Here is a 15,525-nt window from a genome sequence, read left to right as displayed (position 1 = left end):
GGCTCAGGTCAGCGGCAGGTGCGGGGCCAGGTCGGCGCGCTGGCCCGAGGCACTGACGCTGCCGGACTTCTCGGCCTGCGCCCAGGTCATCCGGCCCGTGGCCAGCGCGATCCAGGTCGCGGCATCGGTCTCGACGACGGCCGGCGGGGTGCCGCGGGTGTGGCGCACGCCCGGGATCACCTGCACGGCGGCGTACGGCGGCACCCGCACCTCGACCGAGTGCCCGGGCGCGCGCTGCTCGAGCACCGCCAGGAAGTGCTTGACCAGCAGCCGCAGGTCGGCGCGCTCCTCGGCGCCGGCGCCCAGCCGCTCGAGCGCGTCGGCGACGTCGGCGGGGTCAGCGGGACGCAGGCGGACGGGCACCGAGGCAGCCTAGTGCCGCCCAGGCGGTCGGTGCGATCGGGTAGACAGGGCGCATGGACCCGCACTCCTCCGGCCGCACGGCCCGATCGCTCGAGACCCTGCACGCGTTGGGCTACTTCGTGCCCGAGGTCGAGGAGGAGGTCACCGCCCTCGGCGTCCGCCGCGGCCGCGGCGCCTACTTCGCCTCCCGCTCCGCGGCGATGGGCCGGGTCGGGCCGGGGCCGGTCGCCGCCACCTTCTTCGTCTTCTCCCCCTCGCTGGTGGCCCACTTCGTGCCGGCCTGCTGGGAGGCGGCCACGCCCGAGGACGTGATCGCGGCCCGCTACCGCGGCGTCGACGCGGCGTACCGACGGCTGCTGGGCCAGGAGGTCCTCGACTCCCCCGAGATGGCCGAGGCTGCCGGGCTGGCGCGCACCGCGGCCGGGGCCTGCGCGCCCGAGGGCCGCGCCCTGTACGCCGCGCACGCCGACCAGCCGTGGCCCGAGGCGCCGCACCTGGTGCTCTTCCACGCCCTCACGCTCATCCGCGAGCACCGCGGCGACGGACACGTCGCCACCCTGCTGGGCCACGGCCTGAGCGGGCTGGAGTCGCTGGTCACCCACACCGCGACCGGCACCGGCTTCACGGTGCCGGCCGCCCAGGCGACCCGCGGCTGGTCGAGCGAGGAGTGGGGCGCCTGCGCGGCCGACCTGCACCGGCGCGGCCTGCTGGCGGCCGACGGCTCCCTCACCGAGCAGGGCCAGGCGCTGCGCGCCTCGGTCGAGACCGCCACCGACGAGCTCGGGCACGCACCGTGGGCCGCGCTGGGCGACGAGGGCGCCGACCGGCTGCGCACCCTGGGCCGGCCGTGGGTCAAGCAGATGGTCGCCGGGGGCGTCTTCCCCGCGGGCGTGCTGGCCTGAGGCGGCACGCACGACGTGCCCGAGGGTGACAGCGTCCACAAGCTCGCGCGGCGCCTGGACCAGTCGCTGCTCGGGCGCACCGTGGCGCGCTCCGACCTGCGGGTGCCGCGCCTGGCCACCCGCGACCTGGCGGGGCGCGAGGTGCTCGAGCACGCCACCCACGGCAAGCACCTGCTGACCCGCTTCTCGGGTGGCGTGACGCTGCACAGCCACCTGCTGATGGACGGCGAGTGGTCGGTGACGCGGCCGGGCCGCGCGCTGCCGCGGCGGCTGCAGCCCGAGGTGCGGGTCGTCCTCGAGACCACCGGGGGCTCGACGGCCTGGGGCCTGCGCCTGCACCAGCTCGAGCTCGTCGCCACCGCCGAGGAGTCGCGGCTGGTCGGCCACCTGGGCCCCGACCTGCTGCACGACGACCTCGACGTCGCCGAGGCGGTGCGCCGGCTGCGCGCCGACCCCGAGGTGCCGCTGGTCAGCGCGATGCTCGACCAGACCCGGGTGGCGGGGCTGGGCAACCTGTGGGCCAACGAGCTCGCCTTCCTCCTCGGCCGCAGCCCCTGGACCCCGGTCGGGGAGGTCGACGTCGAGCGCCTGGTCACCCTGGCCGCCCGCGCGCTGCGGCACTCCGCGCTCGTCGCGGGCGCCTACCAGGTCACCACCGGCACGGGTCGCCGCGGCGAGTCGCACTGGGTCGCGGGCCGCCAGCGCCGCCCGTGCCTGCGCTGCGGCACCACGGTGCGGATGGTCGACGAGATCGCGAACGACCCGGCCAACCGGCGTACGTGGTGGTGCCCGCACTGCCAGCCGGGCCCGCCCCGTCCGGACGTCATACGGGCCGGACGTCCCCCTGTGCCAGACGTATGACGTCCCGCGTGGCCCGGGGCGATCAGAGGCCGTCGAGGATCTCCAGCGTGCGGGCCCAGGCCGGCGACGTCGGGTCGACGACGGTGAAGTGGTCGCCCTCGACCTCCACCAGCTCGGCCTGCGCACCAGCGGCCACGGCGGCGTCGACGTAGCGCTGCGACTGGGTGGGCGGCACGATCGTGTCGTCGGCGCCGTGCACGCACCAGACCGGCTGGTCGAGCGGCACCTGGCTCAGCGGGTCGACCGCGGTGTCGGCCGGGTCGTCAGGGTCGGGCGCGTGGCCCAGGAACGCCGCCACCGCTCCCCCGCCGAGGCCGGCGGCGTGCGCGCCGGCCAGGTCGAGCACCCCGGCCTGGGACACGACGTGGGTCGGCTCGACCCCGCCCGCCCAGCGCTGGTGGCGGGTGCGCGAGGCGGCCCAGGTCGCGAGGTGCCCGCCCGCGGAGTGTCCGAGCGCCACCAGCGTGGTCAGGTCGAGGTCGGTGCCTGCGAGCAGGTCGATGCCGGCCGCGACGTCGTCGAGGGTCTCGGGCACCCCGCCCCCGGCGCCGTCCGCTCCGGCCGCGCCCACGCGGCGGTACTCCAGCGCCAGCGTCGCCCACCCGGCCGCGACCAGGCTGGGCACGAGCGGCTCGGCGTACTCGATGCCGTACTCCGCCTTCCAGAACCCGCCGTGCACGACCACCACGACCCCGCGCGGCGTGCCCGCGGGCCGGGTGAGCACGGCGTACTGGCTGGGGTCGTCGCCGTAGGTGAGCCGCTCGGTCGTGGAGCTGTCAGCAGGTGCGGGCACGGGTGGGACCTCCTGGGGGCCGGTGGCGCAGGCGCTCGCGACGGCGGTGAGGCCGGCGAGGGCGGGCAGGGCAAGCAGGGTACGACGGCGCACACCCCTGGTTCGGAGCCGCGGCCCATCCCGATGCCGACCAGTCACTTGTGCACCACCCACCAGTCAGATCCGCACCGTCGAGAGGTCAATGGCTGCACACTGGTGGGGCAGCGGCGACTGGTCGGTGGTGCGAAGGTGACCGCTCGTGGCTCACTCGTCGGGGCCGCGCCGCAGCCGCTTGGTCTGGCTTCGCTGCTTCTTCGCCTCGAGCCGGCGGCGCTGGGAGCCACGGGTCGGCTTGGTGGGCCGCCGCTTCGGGGGCGGCGGGCCCGCGGCCGAGCGCACCAGCGCGGCGAGCCGCTCGCGGGCAGCGCGACGGTTGGCCAGCTGGGTGCGGAACTCCGAGGCGCTCACCGTCAGCACGCCGTCGACGAGCCGACCGGCCAGGGAGTCGAGCACCCGCGAGCGGACGGCCGGAGGCAGCGACGAGGCGGCGACGTCGTACGACAGCTCGACGCGCGAGTCGGTCGTGTTCACGCCCTGCCCGCCCGGGCCCGAGGAGCGGGAGAAGCGCTCGCTGAGCTCGGCCCCCGGGATCACCAGGGTGCGGGTCACGGGCAGGTCGTCGGGCACCCGCCCATCATGACGCGGCGCGTCCCCGCGGCCGCACCTGCCGTCGCCCGGGCCGAAGTTCAGGCCGACTCGGAGCGAAGTTCGGGCCGGCTCGAGGCGAGGTTCGGGCCGGGTCGGTGGAAGATCCGGGCCGGGTCAGAGGGTGGCGGCCACCGCGGCCGGGTCGCCGGCGAGTGCCGCCGGCAGGGTGGCGGTCCAGGCGGAGCGCAGCTGCAGCAGGTTGACCTCGAAGGCGCCCTCGACCACGAGCTGGTCGCCACCGGTGCGGCCGAGCTCGGTGACCGGCACGCCGTGGCGGGCGGCCAGCTCGAGCAGCGCCGGAGCGTCGGCGTCGGCCACGGTCACCACGGCCCGGCCCGCCGACTCGGCGAAGAGCGCGAGGAACGGGTCGCCGCCGGCGACGGCGGCCAGGTCGACGCGCACGCCGCACATGTTCGAGATCGCCGACTCCGCGAGGGTCTGGGCCAGGCCGCCGTCGGAGACGTCGTGGGCGCTGGTGAGCAGCCCCACGCCCTCGTGCAGCAGCCCGGCGAGCGACTTCTCCGCCGCCAGGTCGACCCGCGGCGGCAGGCCGCCGAGGTGGCCGTGCACGACGTGGGCCCACTCCGAGCCCGACAGCTCCTCGTGGGTCTCACCGAGCAGGAAGACGCTCTCGCCGGGGTCGTCGCCCTCGACGGCACGCCAGCCGGTCGGCGTACGCCGGGTGACGTCGTCGACGACGCCCAGCACCGCCACGACGGGCGTGGGAAGGATCGCGGTCTCGCCGGTCTGGTTGTAGAGGCTGACGTTGCCGCCGGTGACCGGGATGCCCAGCTCGAGGCAGCCCTCCTTGAGCCCGCGGCAGGCCTCGGCGAACTGCCACATCACGTCGGGGTCCTCGGGGGAGCCGAAGTTGAGGCAGTCGGAGATCGCCAGCGGGACGGCACCGCCGGTGGCGACGTTGCGGTAGGACTCGGCCAGGGCGAGCCGGGCGCCGGTGTAGGGGTCGAGCTTGGCGAAGCGCCCGTTGCAGTCGGTGGCCACGGCGACGCCGAGGTTGGTCTCCTCGTCGATGCGCACCATGCCGGAGTCGGAGGGCTGCGAGAGCACGGTGTTGCCGCGCACGTAGCGGTCGTACTGGTCGGTGATCCACGACTTGTCGCAGAGGTTGGGGCTGGCCACCAGGCGCAGCAGCGTCTCGCGCAGCTCCTCGCCGCTGCTCGGTCGCGCCAGCGCCTCGGCACCGTCGGCCTGCAGGGCCTCCTGCCAGGCGGGACGGGCGAAGGGACGCTCGTACGTCGGCCCGTCGTGGGCCACCGAGCGCGGCGGCACGTCGACCACGCGCTCGCCGTGCCAGTCGATCTCGAGGCGGCCGGTGTCGGTGACCTCGCCGACGACGACGGCCTCGACGTCCCACTTGGCGCAGATCGCCATGAACGCGTCGACGTCGCCGGGCTCGACGACGGCCATCATCCGCTCCTGGCTCTCGCTCATCAGGATCTCCTCGGGCGCCAGCGTGGAGTCGCGCAGCGGCACCCGGTCGAGCTCGACGTGCATGCCGCCGTCTCCGGCACTGGCCAGCTCGGAGGTCGCGCAGGAGAGCCCGGCGCCGCCGAGGTCCTGGATGCCGGCGACCAGGCCGGCGGCGAAGATCTCCAGCGTGCACTCGATGAGCAGCTTCTCCATGAAGGGGTCGCCGACCTGCACGCTGGGCCGCTTGGCGGGGCCGTCTGCGTCGAAGGTCTCGCTGGCGAGCACGGAGACGCCGCCGATGCCGTCGCCGCCGGTGCGGGCGCCGTAGAGGATGACCTGGTTGCCCACGCCCGAGGCCTTGGCCAGGTGCAGGTCCTCGTGGCGCAGCACGCCGACGCACAGCGCGTTGACCAGCGGGTTGCCCAGGTAGCTCTCGTCGAAGACGGCCTCGCCGCCGATGTTGGGCAGGCCCAGGCAGTTGCCGTAGTGGCCCACGCCCTCGACGATGCCGGGCAGCACGCGGTGGGTGTCGGGGGCGTCGAGCGGGCCGAAGCGCAGCGGGTCCATCACCGCGACCGGGCGCGCGCCCATGGCGAGGATGTCGCGCACGATGCCGCCGATGCCGGTCGCGGCGCCCTGGTGCGGCTCGACGTACGACGGGTGGTTGTGCGACTCGACCTTGAAGGTCACCGCGTAGCCCTGGCCGACGTCGATGACGCCGGCGTTCTCGCCGATGCCGGCGAGCATCGCGCCGGCGGGGGTCTCCTGCGGGATCTCCCCGAACTGCTTGAGGTGCACCTTGGAGGACTTGTAGGAGCAGTGCTCGCTCCACATCACCGAGTACATCGCCAGCTCGCTGGAGGTGGGGCGGCGCCCGAGGATCTCGCGGATCCGGGCGTACTCGTCGGCCTTCAGGCCGAGGTCGGACCAGGGCTGCTCACGGCCCGGGTCGTCGGCCGCGGCGGCGACGGTGTCGAGAGCGGAGACGCGGGGCTGCGGGGGGACCTCAGGCACGGGGGCCAATCTACCGGCGCCGCCGTCGAGGCCTGCGCCCGACCGCCGCGGAGTGCGCACACCCCCTCTGACCTGGGAAAACTACACGACTGTAGTTCAACGCGTTCGCTGTTACTCGTGTGACTGGAGTGGTTATGGTGACTCAGCCCGGCTGCTCGGGCGCCGTTCTTCCCCGCCTCGTAGGAGCCCTCCGATGTCCCGACCGACCTCCCCCCGGGTCCGCCTCGCCCTCGCCGGCGCCCTCAGCGGCGCGCTCGCCGTCACCGGCGTCGCCGTCCAGGCCCCGCTCGCCTCCGCCGCCGACCAGGGCGGCACCGGCTCGACCAGCGAGCGCCGGGCCCCCACCGTCGAGGAGGGCCAGGTCGTCACGCCCGGCGACTTCACCGGCTACGGCTTCGACCAGTGCCTGGCGCCGACGCAGAAGGCGATGAACACCTGGTGGCGCACCTCGCCGTTCTCGGCGGTCGGCATCTACATCTCCGGCACGTCCCGCGCCTGCCGCGACCAGCCCAACCTGACCCCCAGCTGGGTGGTCAAGCAGGCCACCCGGGGGTGGCGCCTGCTGCCGATCACGCTCGGCCCGCAGGCCTCCTGCCAGCCGCGGTTCCCCCGCTACGACGACGACGTCACCATCGACCCGCGCCCGGGTCGCAAGGGCACCTACGTCCGGGCGCTCAAGATGGGCCGGCGTGAGGCCGTCTCGGCCGTGGCCGCCGCGAAGGCGCTCAAGATCGCCGAGGGCAGCACGCTCTGGTACGACCTCGAGGGCTTCGACCACAACAACACCGCCTGCCGCGAGTCGGCGCTGTCCTTCCTCTCGGGATGGACCCAGAAGCTGCACGCCCTCGACTACGTCTCCGGGGTCTACTCCAGCGTCTCGTCGGGCATCAAGGCGCTCGACGACGCCCGCGTCAACCGCCCCGACCGCTTCGCCCTGCCCGACGCCATCTGGCTCGCGCGCTGGGACGGCGTGGCCAACACCTCCAGCAGCTACATCCGCGAGGACGGCTGGCGCCCCGGCGGCCGGGTCAAGCAGTACCGCGGCGGCCACGACGAGACCTGGGGCGGGGTGCGGATCAACATCGACTCCAACTTCCTCGACCTCGGCAAGGGCAGCACCGCCCGCCCGCAGGGCGAGATGTGCGGCGGCACCCGCGTCAACTGGCCCTCCTACGAGATGCTGCGCCCGCCGCGCGAGACCAAGAACGGCACCGTGCGCCCCGACCCGGAGAAGGTCGCCGCGCTGCAGTGCCTGCTCAAGCAGCGCGGCTACTTCGACACCGAGATCACCGGCACGTACGGCGGTCGCGTCGTCAACGCGACCAAGGCCTGGCAGCGCGACCACGGCTTTGCCGAGAAGGACCTGTGGGCGCGCACCCACTGGATGTCGCTGCTGGCCGCCGGCTCCAAGACGACCACCAAGTACGGCTCCAGCGGCGACGCCGTGCGCCGCCTGCAGCGCAGCCTCAACGCCGCCTCCCCGAAGGCCAAGGTCGTCGTGACCGGTGTCTACGGCGCGGCCGTCGAGAAGGCGGTCAAGGACTGGCAGAAGCGGGTGGGGATGAGCGCCTCGGGCGTCGTCAACGCCGCCACCTGGCGCAAGCTGCAGGCCGGCAGGCGCAGCTGAGCCGGCCCGGCCCGCGGGTCAGCCGACCGGCGGGCCGGCCACCAGCGCGGCGCCCGTGAGGGCCACGACCGCCGCGAGGCCGGTCAGCAGACCCCGCGCCGGGTGGCGCACCAGCCACGCGACCGGGCGCTCGAGGGTGGTCGGCGCCGGTGACCCCTCGGGGCCCGGTGACCCCGTGGAGCCCTGGGCCCGCAGCCGCCAGGTGTCGCCGAGCAGGCCGCGCCGGTCGGCGTACCGCTCGAAGGGGAGGGTGGCCAGCGGCGGGACCGCGCTGGCCAGGCCGAGCAGGGTGCGACCGGCGCCCCAGCGCTGGTCGATGGCCACCACGAGCGTGGTGACGCCGAACGCGACGAAGACGACGCCGTGCAGCATCCCGAAGACGCTCACCGCGCGGTCGGTGGTCTCGGTGACGTACTTGAGGAACATCCCGACCAGCAGCAGCGACCAGGTCACCGCCTCGGCGGCCGCCAGCCGGCGGAAGAGCAGCCGCGGGGTCACGCGAGGACGGCCTCGACGAGGCTGGTGAAGAAGCCCAGCCCGTCGGTGCCGGAGCCGGTCAGCGACTCCACGGAGTGCTCGGGGTGCGGCATCAGGCCGACCACGTTGCCGCGCTCGTTGCTCACGCCGGCGATGTCGCGCAGCGAGCCGTTGGGGTTGTGCTCGACGTAGCGCGCCACGACCTGGCCCTCGCCCTCGAGCCGGTCGAGGGTGGCCTCGTCGGCGACGTAGCCGCCCTCGCCGTTCTTGAGCACGACCGTGATCTCCTGGCCGGCCGAGTAGGCGGAGGTCCACGGGGTGTCGGTGCGCTCGACGCGCAGGCGCTGGTCGCGGCACACGAACTTGCGGTGGTCGTTGCGGATCAGCGCGCCCGGCAGCAGGTGCGACTCGCAGAGGATCTGGAAGCCGTTGCAGATGCCGAGCACGGGCATCCCGCGCTGGGCCGCCTCGACGACCTCGGCCATCACCGGCGAGAACCGCGAGATGGCGCCGCAGCGCAGGTAGTCGCCGTACGAGAACCCGCCCGGCAGGACGACGGCGTCGACGCCCCTGAGGTCGTGCTCGCCGTGCCACAGCGCGACGGCCTCGTTGCCGCCGAGGCGCACGGCGCGCTGCGCGTCGACGTCGTCGAGCGAGCCGGGGAAGGTGACGACGCCGATCTTCACGCGCGCACCTCGACGGACTCCTCGACGCGCACGGTGAAGTTCTCGATCACCGGGTTGGACAGCAGGGTCTCGGCCACGCGGGACACCTCGGCGAGCACGTCGTCGGTCACCTCGCCCTCGACCTCGAGCTCGAAGCGCTTGCCCTGGCGCACGTCGGCGACCCCGGTGAAGCCCAGCCGCGGCAGAGCACCGAGCACCGCCTTGCCCTGGGGGTCGAGGATCTCGGGCTTGGGCATCACGTCGACGACGACACGGGGCACGGGGCGCTCCTGGAGGCGGGAGGGGCGAGAACTGTTGCTCGGGACGTCCCCATCCTAGGCGCCGCGTGCAGCCGCCCACCCGCGCGGTGGCTGCACAATGGGCTCATGAGCATGACCCCCGGCTCCCGCGCCCGCGCCGCCCTCCCGCTGGAGTTCCCCCAGTCCCTGGCCGTCTACGACGACTACGCCGATGCCCAGCGCACCGTCGACCACCTCTCCGACAACAAGTTCCCGGTCGAGCACCTGATGATCGTCGGCACCGACCTCAAGCGGGTCGAGCGGATCACCGGGCGTCTGACCACGGGTCGCGTCGCGGTGGGCGGGCTCGCGTCGGGAGCCTGGTTCGGCACCTTCATCGGCCTCGTCTTCACGATCTTCACCGACGAGGGCTTCCTGGCCACGTTCCTGCCGGTGGTGGTGATCGGCGCGCTGTTCGGGCTGATCTTCGCCCTCGTCGGGTACGCCGCCTCGCGCGGGCGCCGCGACTTCTCCTCGGTCACCCAGGTGGTGGCCACCCGCTACGAGGTGCTGGTCGAGCACAAGCACCTGGCCCGCGCCCGCGAGCAGCTGGCCGACCTCCCCGGTGCACTCCCCAACCCCTTCGCCTGACCCGCTGACCCGGTCCGGATCTCCCGTGGAGGGATCCGGGCCGGGTGGGCGCGAAGTTCGGGCCGGGTCAGCGGCGGCGCTGGAGCACCACGATGCCCAGGGCGACGCCGAGGCCGGCGAGGATCGGGCCCAGGGTGCCCAGCGTGCGGTCCCCGCCGGCGCTCTCCCCGCCGACACCGCCGTCGTAGGAGAGGCCGAGGTAGGTCACCACGGCCCCTCCGACGACCATCACGGCCGCGACGGCCAGCCCGAGGATCCGGGCTCCGGTCACGACAGCTCGCGCTTGAGGATCTTGCCGGTCGCGGTCATCGGCAGGTCCTTGCTGAACTGCACGATGCGGGGGTACTTGTAGCCGGCCATCTGCTCCTTCGACCACGCGACGATCTCGTCCTCGGTGGTGGTGGAGCCCTCGTTCATGATCAGGACGGCCTTGATCTCCTCGCCGTGCGAGTCGTGCGGCACGCCGATGACCGCGGCCAGCGAGACGTCGGGGTGGCTCATCAGCACCTCCTCGATCTCGCGGGGGTACACGTTGTAGCCGCCGCGGATGATCATGTCCTTGGAACGGTCGACGATGTAGTACCAGCCGTCCTCGTCCTTGCGGCCCAGGTCGCCGGAGCGGAACCAGCCGTCGCGGATCGACTCCTCGGTGGCGTCGGGGCGACCGTAGTAGCCCTTCATGATGTTGTGGCCCTTGATCGCGATCTCGCCGACCGCGTCGGGACCGCTCTCCTCGACGTCGCTCCAGTCCCCCGGCTCGGGGCTGATCAGCTTCATCTCCACGCCCGGGATCGGCTTGCCGATCGAGCCGACGCGCGGCTCCTCGCCGTACGGCGAGAACGAGGCGACCGGGCTGGTCTCGGAGAGGCCGTAGCCCTCGAGGATGGTGACGCCGAACTTCTTCTGGAAGTCCTTGTGCACCTCGACGGGCAGCGCCGAGCCGCCGGCCGCCGCGACCCGCAGGTTGTCGGCGAGCGAGGAGACGTCGTGCTCGGGGGTCAGCGCACCCAGCAGGCCCCAGTACATCGTCGGCACGCCGGCGAAGAAGGTGACCTTCTCCTTGAGCATCAGCTGCAGCGCGGGCTCGGCCTCGAAGCGCGGCAGCATCACCACGGTGCCGCCGAAGGCGAAGCCGCCGTTCTGGATGACGGTCTGGCCGAAGGAGTGGAACAGCGGCAGCACGCACAGGTAGGTGTCGGGCTTCTCGGCGTCGGCGCCGAAGAGCTCCGTGCCGGCCAGCGCGTTGTCGCGCATGTTGCGGTGGCGCAGCTCGGCGCCCTTGGGCTGGCCGGTGGTGCCCGAGGTGTAGAGGATGACCGCGGTGTCGTCCTCGTCGGTGGCCACCGTCTCGAACGTCGGGGCCTGCTGGGCCATCGCGCGGCCCATCGTCTCGGTGCCCTCGACGGGCGACTCGGCGGCCGGGTCTGCGGTGATCATGAAGAAGTGCTCGCACGAGTCGGTCTCGCTGAAGCCGGCGTGGCCCTCGGCGCCGATGGGCAGCTCGGGGGTGCCCTGGAAGCAGAAGAACGCCTTCGCGTCGGAGTCGGCGAGGTGGTAGGCCACCTCGCGTCCCTTCAGCAGCACGTTGAGGGGCACGACGGTCGCGCCGGCCTTGAGGATGCCGTAGTAGACGATCGAGAAGTACGGCAGGTTGGGGCAGCTCAGGGCGACCTTGTCGCCGGGCTGGACGCCCCGGGAGGCGAGCAGGTTCGCGACCTGGTTGGCGGCACCGTTCACCTGCGCATAGGTGAGGCGGGTCTCGCCGAAGATGATCGCGTCGCGGTCGGCGTGCTTCTCGGCCGATCCCTCGAGCAGGGTCGCAAGGTTGTAGCTGGTCACGTGGTGGCCTCCGTCACGTTGGTGGATGCGCCCAACCTACCGAGGGCCCCCTCAGCGCGGCGCGAGCCCCTCGCAGATCCGCGCCGCCCGCCGCAGGTCGGCGCGCACGGGCAGGACCGAGCCCAGGCTGAGCAGCAGCCCCAGCGGGCGCAGCGGGCCGGGACCACTGATGCGGAAGCCGTAGGCGACGTCGCAGCCGGTCGCGGTCGGGGTGAAGGCCAGCTCGAGGGTGGCGCGCACGGCACGCCAGGTGCCGACCTCGGCCCAGCGCAGCGGACGCTCGTAGGTCGTGGTCTGCATCGCCGGGCGCAGGCCCGGGCGGGTCACGTCGACCCAGCGCTGGCCGGGCCCGACCTCGCCGACGACGTCCTCGACCCGGGCCAGGCTCGACTGCCACTGCGCCCGGTGGGCCGGGTCGACCAGGTAGTCGAAGGCCACCTCCGGCGAGCAGCCGAAGGCGACGGTGCCGCCGACGGTGCGCTCGCCGGCCTGCTGCGATCCGCTCACCACGACTGCCCGGTGAGCAGCTCGTAGGCCTCGACGTAGCGGGCGCGGGTGCGCTCGACGACCTCGGCCGGCAGCGGCGGCGGAGCCTCGCCGGAGGAGCGGTCCCAGCCGGCCTGGGGCGAGAGGGCCCAGTTGCGCACGATCTGCTTGTCGTACGACGCCTGGGTGCGCCCGGGCTCCCACTCGGCGGCGGGCCAGAAGCGCGAGGAGTCAGGGGTCAGCACCTCGTCGCCGAGCACGACCGCTCCGGCGGGGTGGCGCGCGGCACCCGCGGAGCGGCCGAACTCGAGCTTGGTGTCGGCCAGCAGGATGCCGCGCTCGCGGGCGAGCCCCTCGGCGCGGGCGTAGACCGCCAGGGTCAGCTCGCGCAGGTGGGCCGCGTCGGCCTCGCCGATCCGCTCGGCGACGGCGGCGTAGGAGACGTTCTCGTCGTGCTCGCCGAGCTCGGCCTTGGTGGCGGGGGTGAAGATCGGCGCGGGCAGCCGGCTGCCGTCGACGAGCCCAGCGGGCAGCGGCACGCCGCAGACCTCGCCGCCGGCGCGGTAGTCGAGCAGCCCGGAGCCGGTGAGGTAGCCGCGCGCCACGCACTCGACGGGGAACATGACGAGGCGCTCGCAGACGACCGCCCGCCCGCGCACCTCGGCGGGCACGTCGGTGGACAGCACGTGGTGGGGCACCAGGTCGGCGAGCTGCTCGAACCACCACAGCGACATCCGGGTCAGGATCTCGCCCTTGTCGGGGATGGTCGTGTCGAGCACGAAGTCGAAGATCGAGAGCCGGTCGCTGGCCACCACCAGCAGCTGGCCGGCGTGCTCGCCCTCCTCGACCTCGTAGAGGTCGCGCACCTTGCCCGAGTGCAGGTGGCGCATGCCGTCGAGGGCGGGGGCGGGCGGGATGTTGAGGTCGGCGCTCACCTGCCCAGCCTAGGGCCGCCTCGCGCACGGCGACGGGGCCGGCCCGGAGGAGTTGCTCCTCCGGACCGGCCCCGCGGGTGCTGCCGGGTGGTGCCGGGTGCTGCTGGGTGTCAGCGACGCAGCTCGTCGCGGTGGTCGTGCGCCGGGTGCAGCTCGGCGTTGCGGGCCGCCTCCTGGGCCGCCTTGCGCTCCGAGCCGCTGGGACGCGGCTCGGGCGAGGGCGAGCCCTCGCCGAGACCCTCGGTGCTGACGGCGTACGTCGCCACGGAGTGGGCGATCGCGTCGGACATCTCGTCGATCGCGTCCATGCTCACGTTGTCGCGGTCGTCGCACTCGGCGTGGTAGCACGGGTCGTAGGCGACGCCGGCCTCTCCGCCGTAGACGGCCGCCTGCTCCTCGGTCTTGACGCCCTCGGCGCCGGTGAACAGACCACCGGACGGGATGTCGACGCCCTCGACGATGAACGGGCCGTAGTCGGAGCGCCCGCTGAACGGGGTCGCCTCGGAGGGCAGGTCGACGCTGGCGAAGTAGTCGTTGAACATCGCCTCGATGTCGTCGGAGCCGGCCGGGCCGACCGCGCCGCCACCCTCGGAGTTGTCGCCGTCGTAGACGAAGCGCACGTAGTTGGGCGAGCCGACCATGTCGAAGTTGAGGTAGAGGGCGATCTCGTCGATCTCCTCCTGGCTCAGCTCGGCGACGTAGTGCTCGGAGCCGAGCAGGCCCAGCTCCTCGGCGCCCCACCAGGCGAAGCGCACCTGGTTGGTCAGGCGGCCCTTGCCCTTGCCCTTGGCCTTCTTGCCGTGGCCCTTCTTCTTGCCCTTCTTGTCGAACTTCGAGAGCTTGAGCGCCGTCTCGAGGATGCTCGCCGAGCCGGAGCCGTTGTCGTTGATGCCCGGGCCCTCGGGCACCGAGTCGAGGTGCGAGCCGACCATCACGACGTTGTCCTTGTCGCCACCGCGGGTCTCGGCCAGGACGTTGAAGGTCTCGCGGAGCTCGGAGGTGGTGTCGGCGGTGAGGGTGACCTCGGTGCCGGCCGGGTCGTAGAGGTCCTGGCCCACGGCGAAGGAGGTGCCCACGACGGGGATCTCGTAGCCGGGCTGGCCCAGGGTGCCGGCGAAGGAGGCGGTGTTGCCCTCGGTGCCGGAGTTGAAGATGATCACGCCCGTCGCGCCGGCGTCCTGCGCGTTGAGGGCCTTGAGGCCGAAGGCGCAGCCGCCGCGCTGGATGAGCGCGATCGAGCCGGCGACGAAGTCGGTGAAGTCCTCGGCCTCGCAGCCGCTGGTGCCCGCACCGGCGGTCGCGGTGGTGTCGACCGCCTGGAGCGCGCCGCTGGCCTCGCCGGAGCCCGAGTAGGTCATGGTGGAGAAGTCGTCGGGCGTGGTGTACGTCGTGGCGTCGGGCGCGGTCTGGGCCAGCGTGGCCGGGGCGTTCTCGACGAAGTAGGGGAACTCGAAGGCCTGGACCTCGGGCGAGTAGCCCGCGCGCTCCAGCGTACGCACGAGGTAGCGCACGCTGGCGTTGTAGCCCGGGGTGCCCGACGCGCGGTTGCCGTCGAACTTGTCGGAGATCTCCTGGAGCTTGTCGAGGTGCTCCCCGATGCCCTCCGCCTTGACCCGCTTGGTCAGCTGCTTTGAGAGGTCGAAGCCCTTGTCCTTCGGCTTCCCCCGCTCGGCGGTCTGGACCGTGGTGGTGGCGTCGTCGGCGTTGGCGGTGAAGCCGACGCCGCCGGCGACGAGTGCTGCGGCCGTGGTGACGGCCAGTGCCGGCACAGCGGCACGGGACAGTGAACTGAGACGCACGTGTTCCTCCGAGAAGTCCGCCCGCACCTCCGGCTGATCCGGGGCGGGCCTGTCGTGTGCGCGTCACCCTAGATGCGTGTGACCCAGCCCACAAGAGGCCACGCCGAGATACTGACCCCTCGTTCAGTCGCCGCGCGCGGAGCGCCGCCACGGGGGCGGCTGGCCCTGCAGGAACCACTGCATCTTGCGCGTGATCCAGGGCAGGGCCGCGTAGGTCATCACCGGGGTCATCACCAGCACCGTCAGCAGGATCCGCAGCGGCAGGGCGACGTCGGCGACGTACGACCCGGTGCCCCAGTTGACCAGGAGGCTGAGCGGGTAGAAGACCAGGAAGATGGTCATCGCCTGCTTCCAGCGCGGCGGGGGCGACGGGTTGAGCCGCAGGTCGCGCACGTCGCGGCTGGTGGGCTCGTCGAACCACCCCTCGATGCCCGTACGCCGCTCGACGCGGGACTCGCGCACCCCCAGGCCGACGGCCGCGTCGCGCCACCACTCCCGCTCGTGCGAGCCCTCCCAGCGCGCGAGCGCCTCGGCGTCGGCGAAGCGGTAGAGCATGTGCCAGGTCTCGGAGTCGGCCTCGGGGCGCACCCAGCCGGCGCCCAGGAAGCCGGGGAAGCGCTGGGCCAGCGCCGTGCCCGCCTGCAGCCAGCTGGCCATCTCGGCCTCGCGGCCGGGGTCGAGGTGCCGGGTGATCGAGACGGTGACGGGGGCACTCATGCCCCGGATCCTCCCGGTGCCGCGCCCGGGCGCCAAACC

17 protein-coding genes are annotated in these 15,525 nt (G+C 73.3%); 4 read left to right on the top strand and 13 right to left on the bottom strand.

From position 1 onward, the window contains the following. Positions 1 to 3 precede the first annotated feature (3 nt). On the bottom strand, positions 4 to 363 hold the full coding sequence (locus JOE61_RS12525) for a sterol carrier family protein (protein ID WP_193668200.1): 360 nt from the start codon (positions 361 to 363) through the stop codon (positions 4 to 6). 53 nt (positions 364 to 416) lie between these two features. On the opposite strand from JOE61_RS12525, the gene JOE61_RS12520 reads away from it, so the two are divergent. Further along, positions 417 to 1,265: an SCO6745 family protein gene (locus JOE61_RS12520; RefSeq protein ID WP_193668202.1), complete on the top strand. Its 849-nt coding sequence runs from the start codon at positions 417 to 419 to the stop codon at positions 1,263 to 1,265. A gap of 15 nt (positions 1,266 to 1,280) precedes the next feature. Then, a complete protein-coding gene (locus tag JOE61_RS12515) occupies positions 1,281 to 2,126 on the top strand; it encodes a DNA-formamidopyrimidine glycosylase family protein (RefSeq protein WP_193668204.1) in 846 nt (281 codons plus the stop codon). Between the two features lie 22 nt (positions 2,127 to 2,148). Here the strand turns inward: JOE61_RS12515 and JOE61_RS12510 are convergent, their stop codons facing one another. The 3 genes from JOE61_RS12510 to purL form a co-directional block, all read right to left on the bottom strand. Beyond that, positions 2,149 to 2,919 (bottom strand): alpha/beta hydrolase family protein, encoded by a 771-nt coding sequence (locus JOE61_RS12510; RefSeq protein ID WP_307822991.1) that lies wholly within the window; start codon positions 2,917 to 2,919, stop codon positions 2,149 to 2,151. Between the two features lie 243 nt (positions 2,920 to 3,162). After that, a complete protein-coding gene (arfB, locus tag JOE61_RS12505; protein WP_193668208.1) occupies positions 3,163 to 3,585 on the bottom strand; it encodes an alternative ribosome rescue aminoacyl-tRNA hydrolase ArfB in 423 nt (140 codons plus the stop codon). 135 nt (positions 3,586 to 3,720) lie between these two features. Beyond that, positions 3,721 to 6,051: a phosphoribosylformylglycinamidine synthase subunit PurL gene (gene purL / locus JOE61_RS12500; protein WP_193668210.1), complete on the bottom strand. Its 2,331-nt coding sequence runs from the start codon at positions 6,049 to 6,051 to the stop codon at positions 3,721 to 3,723. Positions 6,052 to 6,244: 193 nt separating this feature from the next. Here purL and JOE61_RS12495 point away from each other — a divergent pair, with 193 nt between their 5' ends. After that, the gene (locus JOE61_RS12495; RefSeq protein WP_193668211.1) at positions 6,245 to 7,678 is read left to right on the top strand and encodes a glycoside hydrolase domain-containing protein; all 1,434 of its coding nucleotides are present in this window, start codon (positions 6,245 to 6,247) and stop codon (positions 7,676 to 7,678) included. Between the two features lie 18 nt (positions 7,679 to 7,696). On the opposite strand, the gene JOE61_RS12490 is transcribed toward JOE61_RS12495, so the two are convergent. From JOE61_RS12490 to purS, 3 genes are read right to left on the bottom strand one after another with little or no spacing between them, the layout of a single operon-like run. Beyond that, the gene (locus tag JOE61_RS12490) at positions 7,697 to 8,176 is read right to left on the bottom strand and encodes a DUF3817 domain-containing protein (RefSeq protein ID WP_193668212.1); all 480 of its coding nucleotides are present in this window, start codon (positions 8,174 to 8,176) and stop codon (positions 7,697 to 7,699) included. Next, a complete protein-coding gene (purQ, locus tag JOE61_RS12485; protein ID WP_193668213.1) occupies positions 8,173 to 8,841 on the bottom strand; it encodes a phosphoribosylformylglycinamidine synthase subunit PurQ in 669 nt (222 codons plus the stop codon). The genes JOE61_RS12490 and purQ overlap by 4 nt, the downstream gene beginning before the upstream one ends. Then, positions 8,838 to 9,101: a phosphoribosylformylglycinamidine synthase subunit PurS gene (gene purS / locus JOE61_RS12480; protein WP_193668215.1), complete on the bottom strand. Its 264-nt coding sequence runs from the start codon at positions 9,099 to 9,101 to the stop codon at positions 8,838 to 8,840. Before purS ends, purQ begins: the two co-directional genes overlap by 4 nt. A 105-nt stretch (positions 9,102 to 9,206) precedes the next feature. On the opposite strand from purS, the gene JOE61_RS12475 reads away from it, so the two are divergent. Then, positions 9,207 to 9,710 (top strand): YflT domain-containing protein, encoded by a 504-nt coding sequence (locus JOE61_RS12475; protein WP_204797232.1) that lies wholly within the window; start codon positions 9,207 to 9,209, stop codon positions 9,708 to 9,710. 67 nt (positions 9,711 to 9,777) lie between these two features. On the opposite strand, the gene JOE61_RS12470 is transcribed toward JOE61_RS12475, so the two are convergent. The 6 genes from JOE61_RS12470 to JOE61_RS12445 form a co-directional block, all read right to left on the bottom strand. Further along, positions 9,778 to 9,981, bottom strand: a complete 204-nt coding sequence (locus JOE61_RS12470; RefSeq protein ID WP_193668217.1) for a hypothetical protein — start codon at positions 9,979 to 9,981, stop codon at positions 9,778 to 9,780. Next, entirely contained in the window at positions 9,978 to 11,549 is a 1,572-nt protein-coding gene (locus JOE61_RS12465) for a long-chain-fatty-acid--CoA ligase (RefSeq protein ID WP_193668219.1), read from the bottom strand. Before JOE61_RS12465 ends, JOE61_RS12470 begins: the two co-directional genes overlap by 4 nt. Before the next feature lie 51 nt (positions 11,550 to 11,600). Then, a complete protein-coding gene (locus JOE61_RS12460; protein WP_193668221.1) occupies positions 11,601 to 12,056 on the bottom strand; it encodes an SRPBCC family protein in 456 nt (151 codons plus the stop codon). Beyond that, positions 12,053 to 12,925, bottom strand: a complete 873-nt coding sequence (locus JOE61_RS12455; RefSeq protein WP_193668423.1) for a phosphoribosylaminoimidazolesuccinocarboxamide synthase — start codon at positions 12,923 to 12,925, stop codon at positions 12,053 to 12,055. Before JOE61_RS12455 ends, JOE61_RS12460 begins: the two co-directional genes overlap by 4 nt. Before the next feature lie 155 nt (positions 12,926 to 13,080). Continuing rightward, positions 13,081 to 14,739, bottom strand: coding sequence for a M28 family metallopeptidase (locus tag JOE61_RS12450; protein WP_193668223.1), 1,659 nt, complete (start codon positions 14,737 to 14,739; stop codon positions 13,081 to 13,083). A 153-nt stretch (positions 14,740 to 14,892) separates the two neighbouring features. Next, positions 14,893 to 15,486: an antibiotic biosynthesis monooxygenase gene (locus JOE61_RS12445; RefSeq protein WP_193668225.1), complete on the bottom strand. Its 594-nt coding sequence runs from the start codon at positions 15,484 to 15,486 to the stop codon at positions 14,893 to 14,895. Between the last annotated feature and the right edge of the window lie 39 nt (positions 15,487 to 15,525).

The organism is Nocardioides salarius (genome assembly GCF_016907435.1).
In the GTDB taxonomy this organism is placed as follows: Bacteria; Actinomycetota; Actinomycetes; order Propionibacteriales; family Nocardioidaceae; genus Nocardioides; species Nocardioides salarius.
Note: the sequence above shows the minus strand (reverse complement) of the source record. Positions and strands in the feature narration are given on the sequence as shown.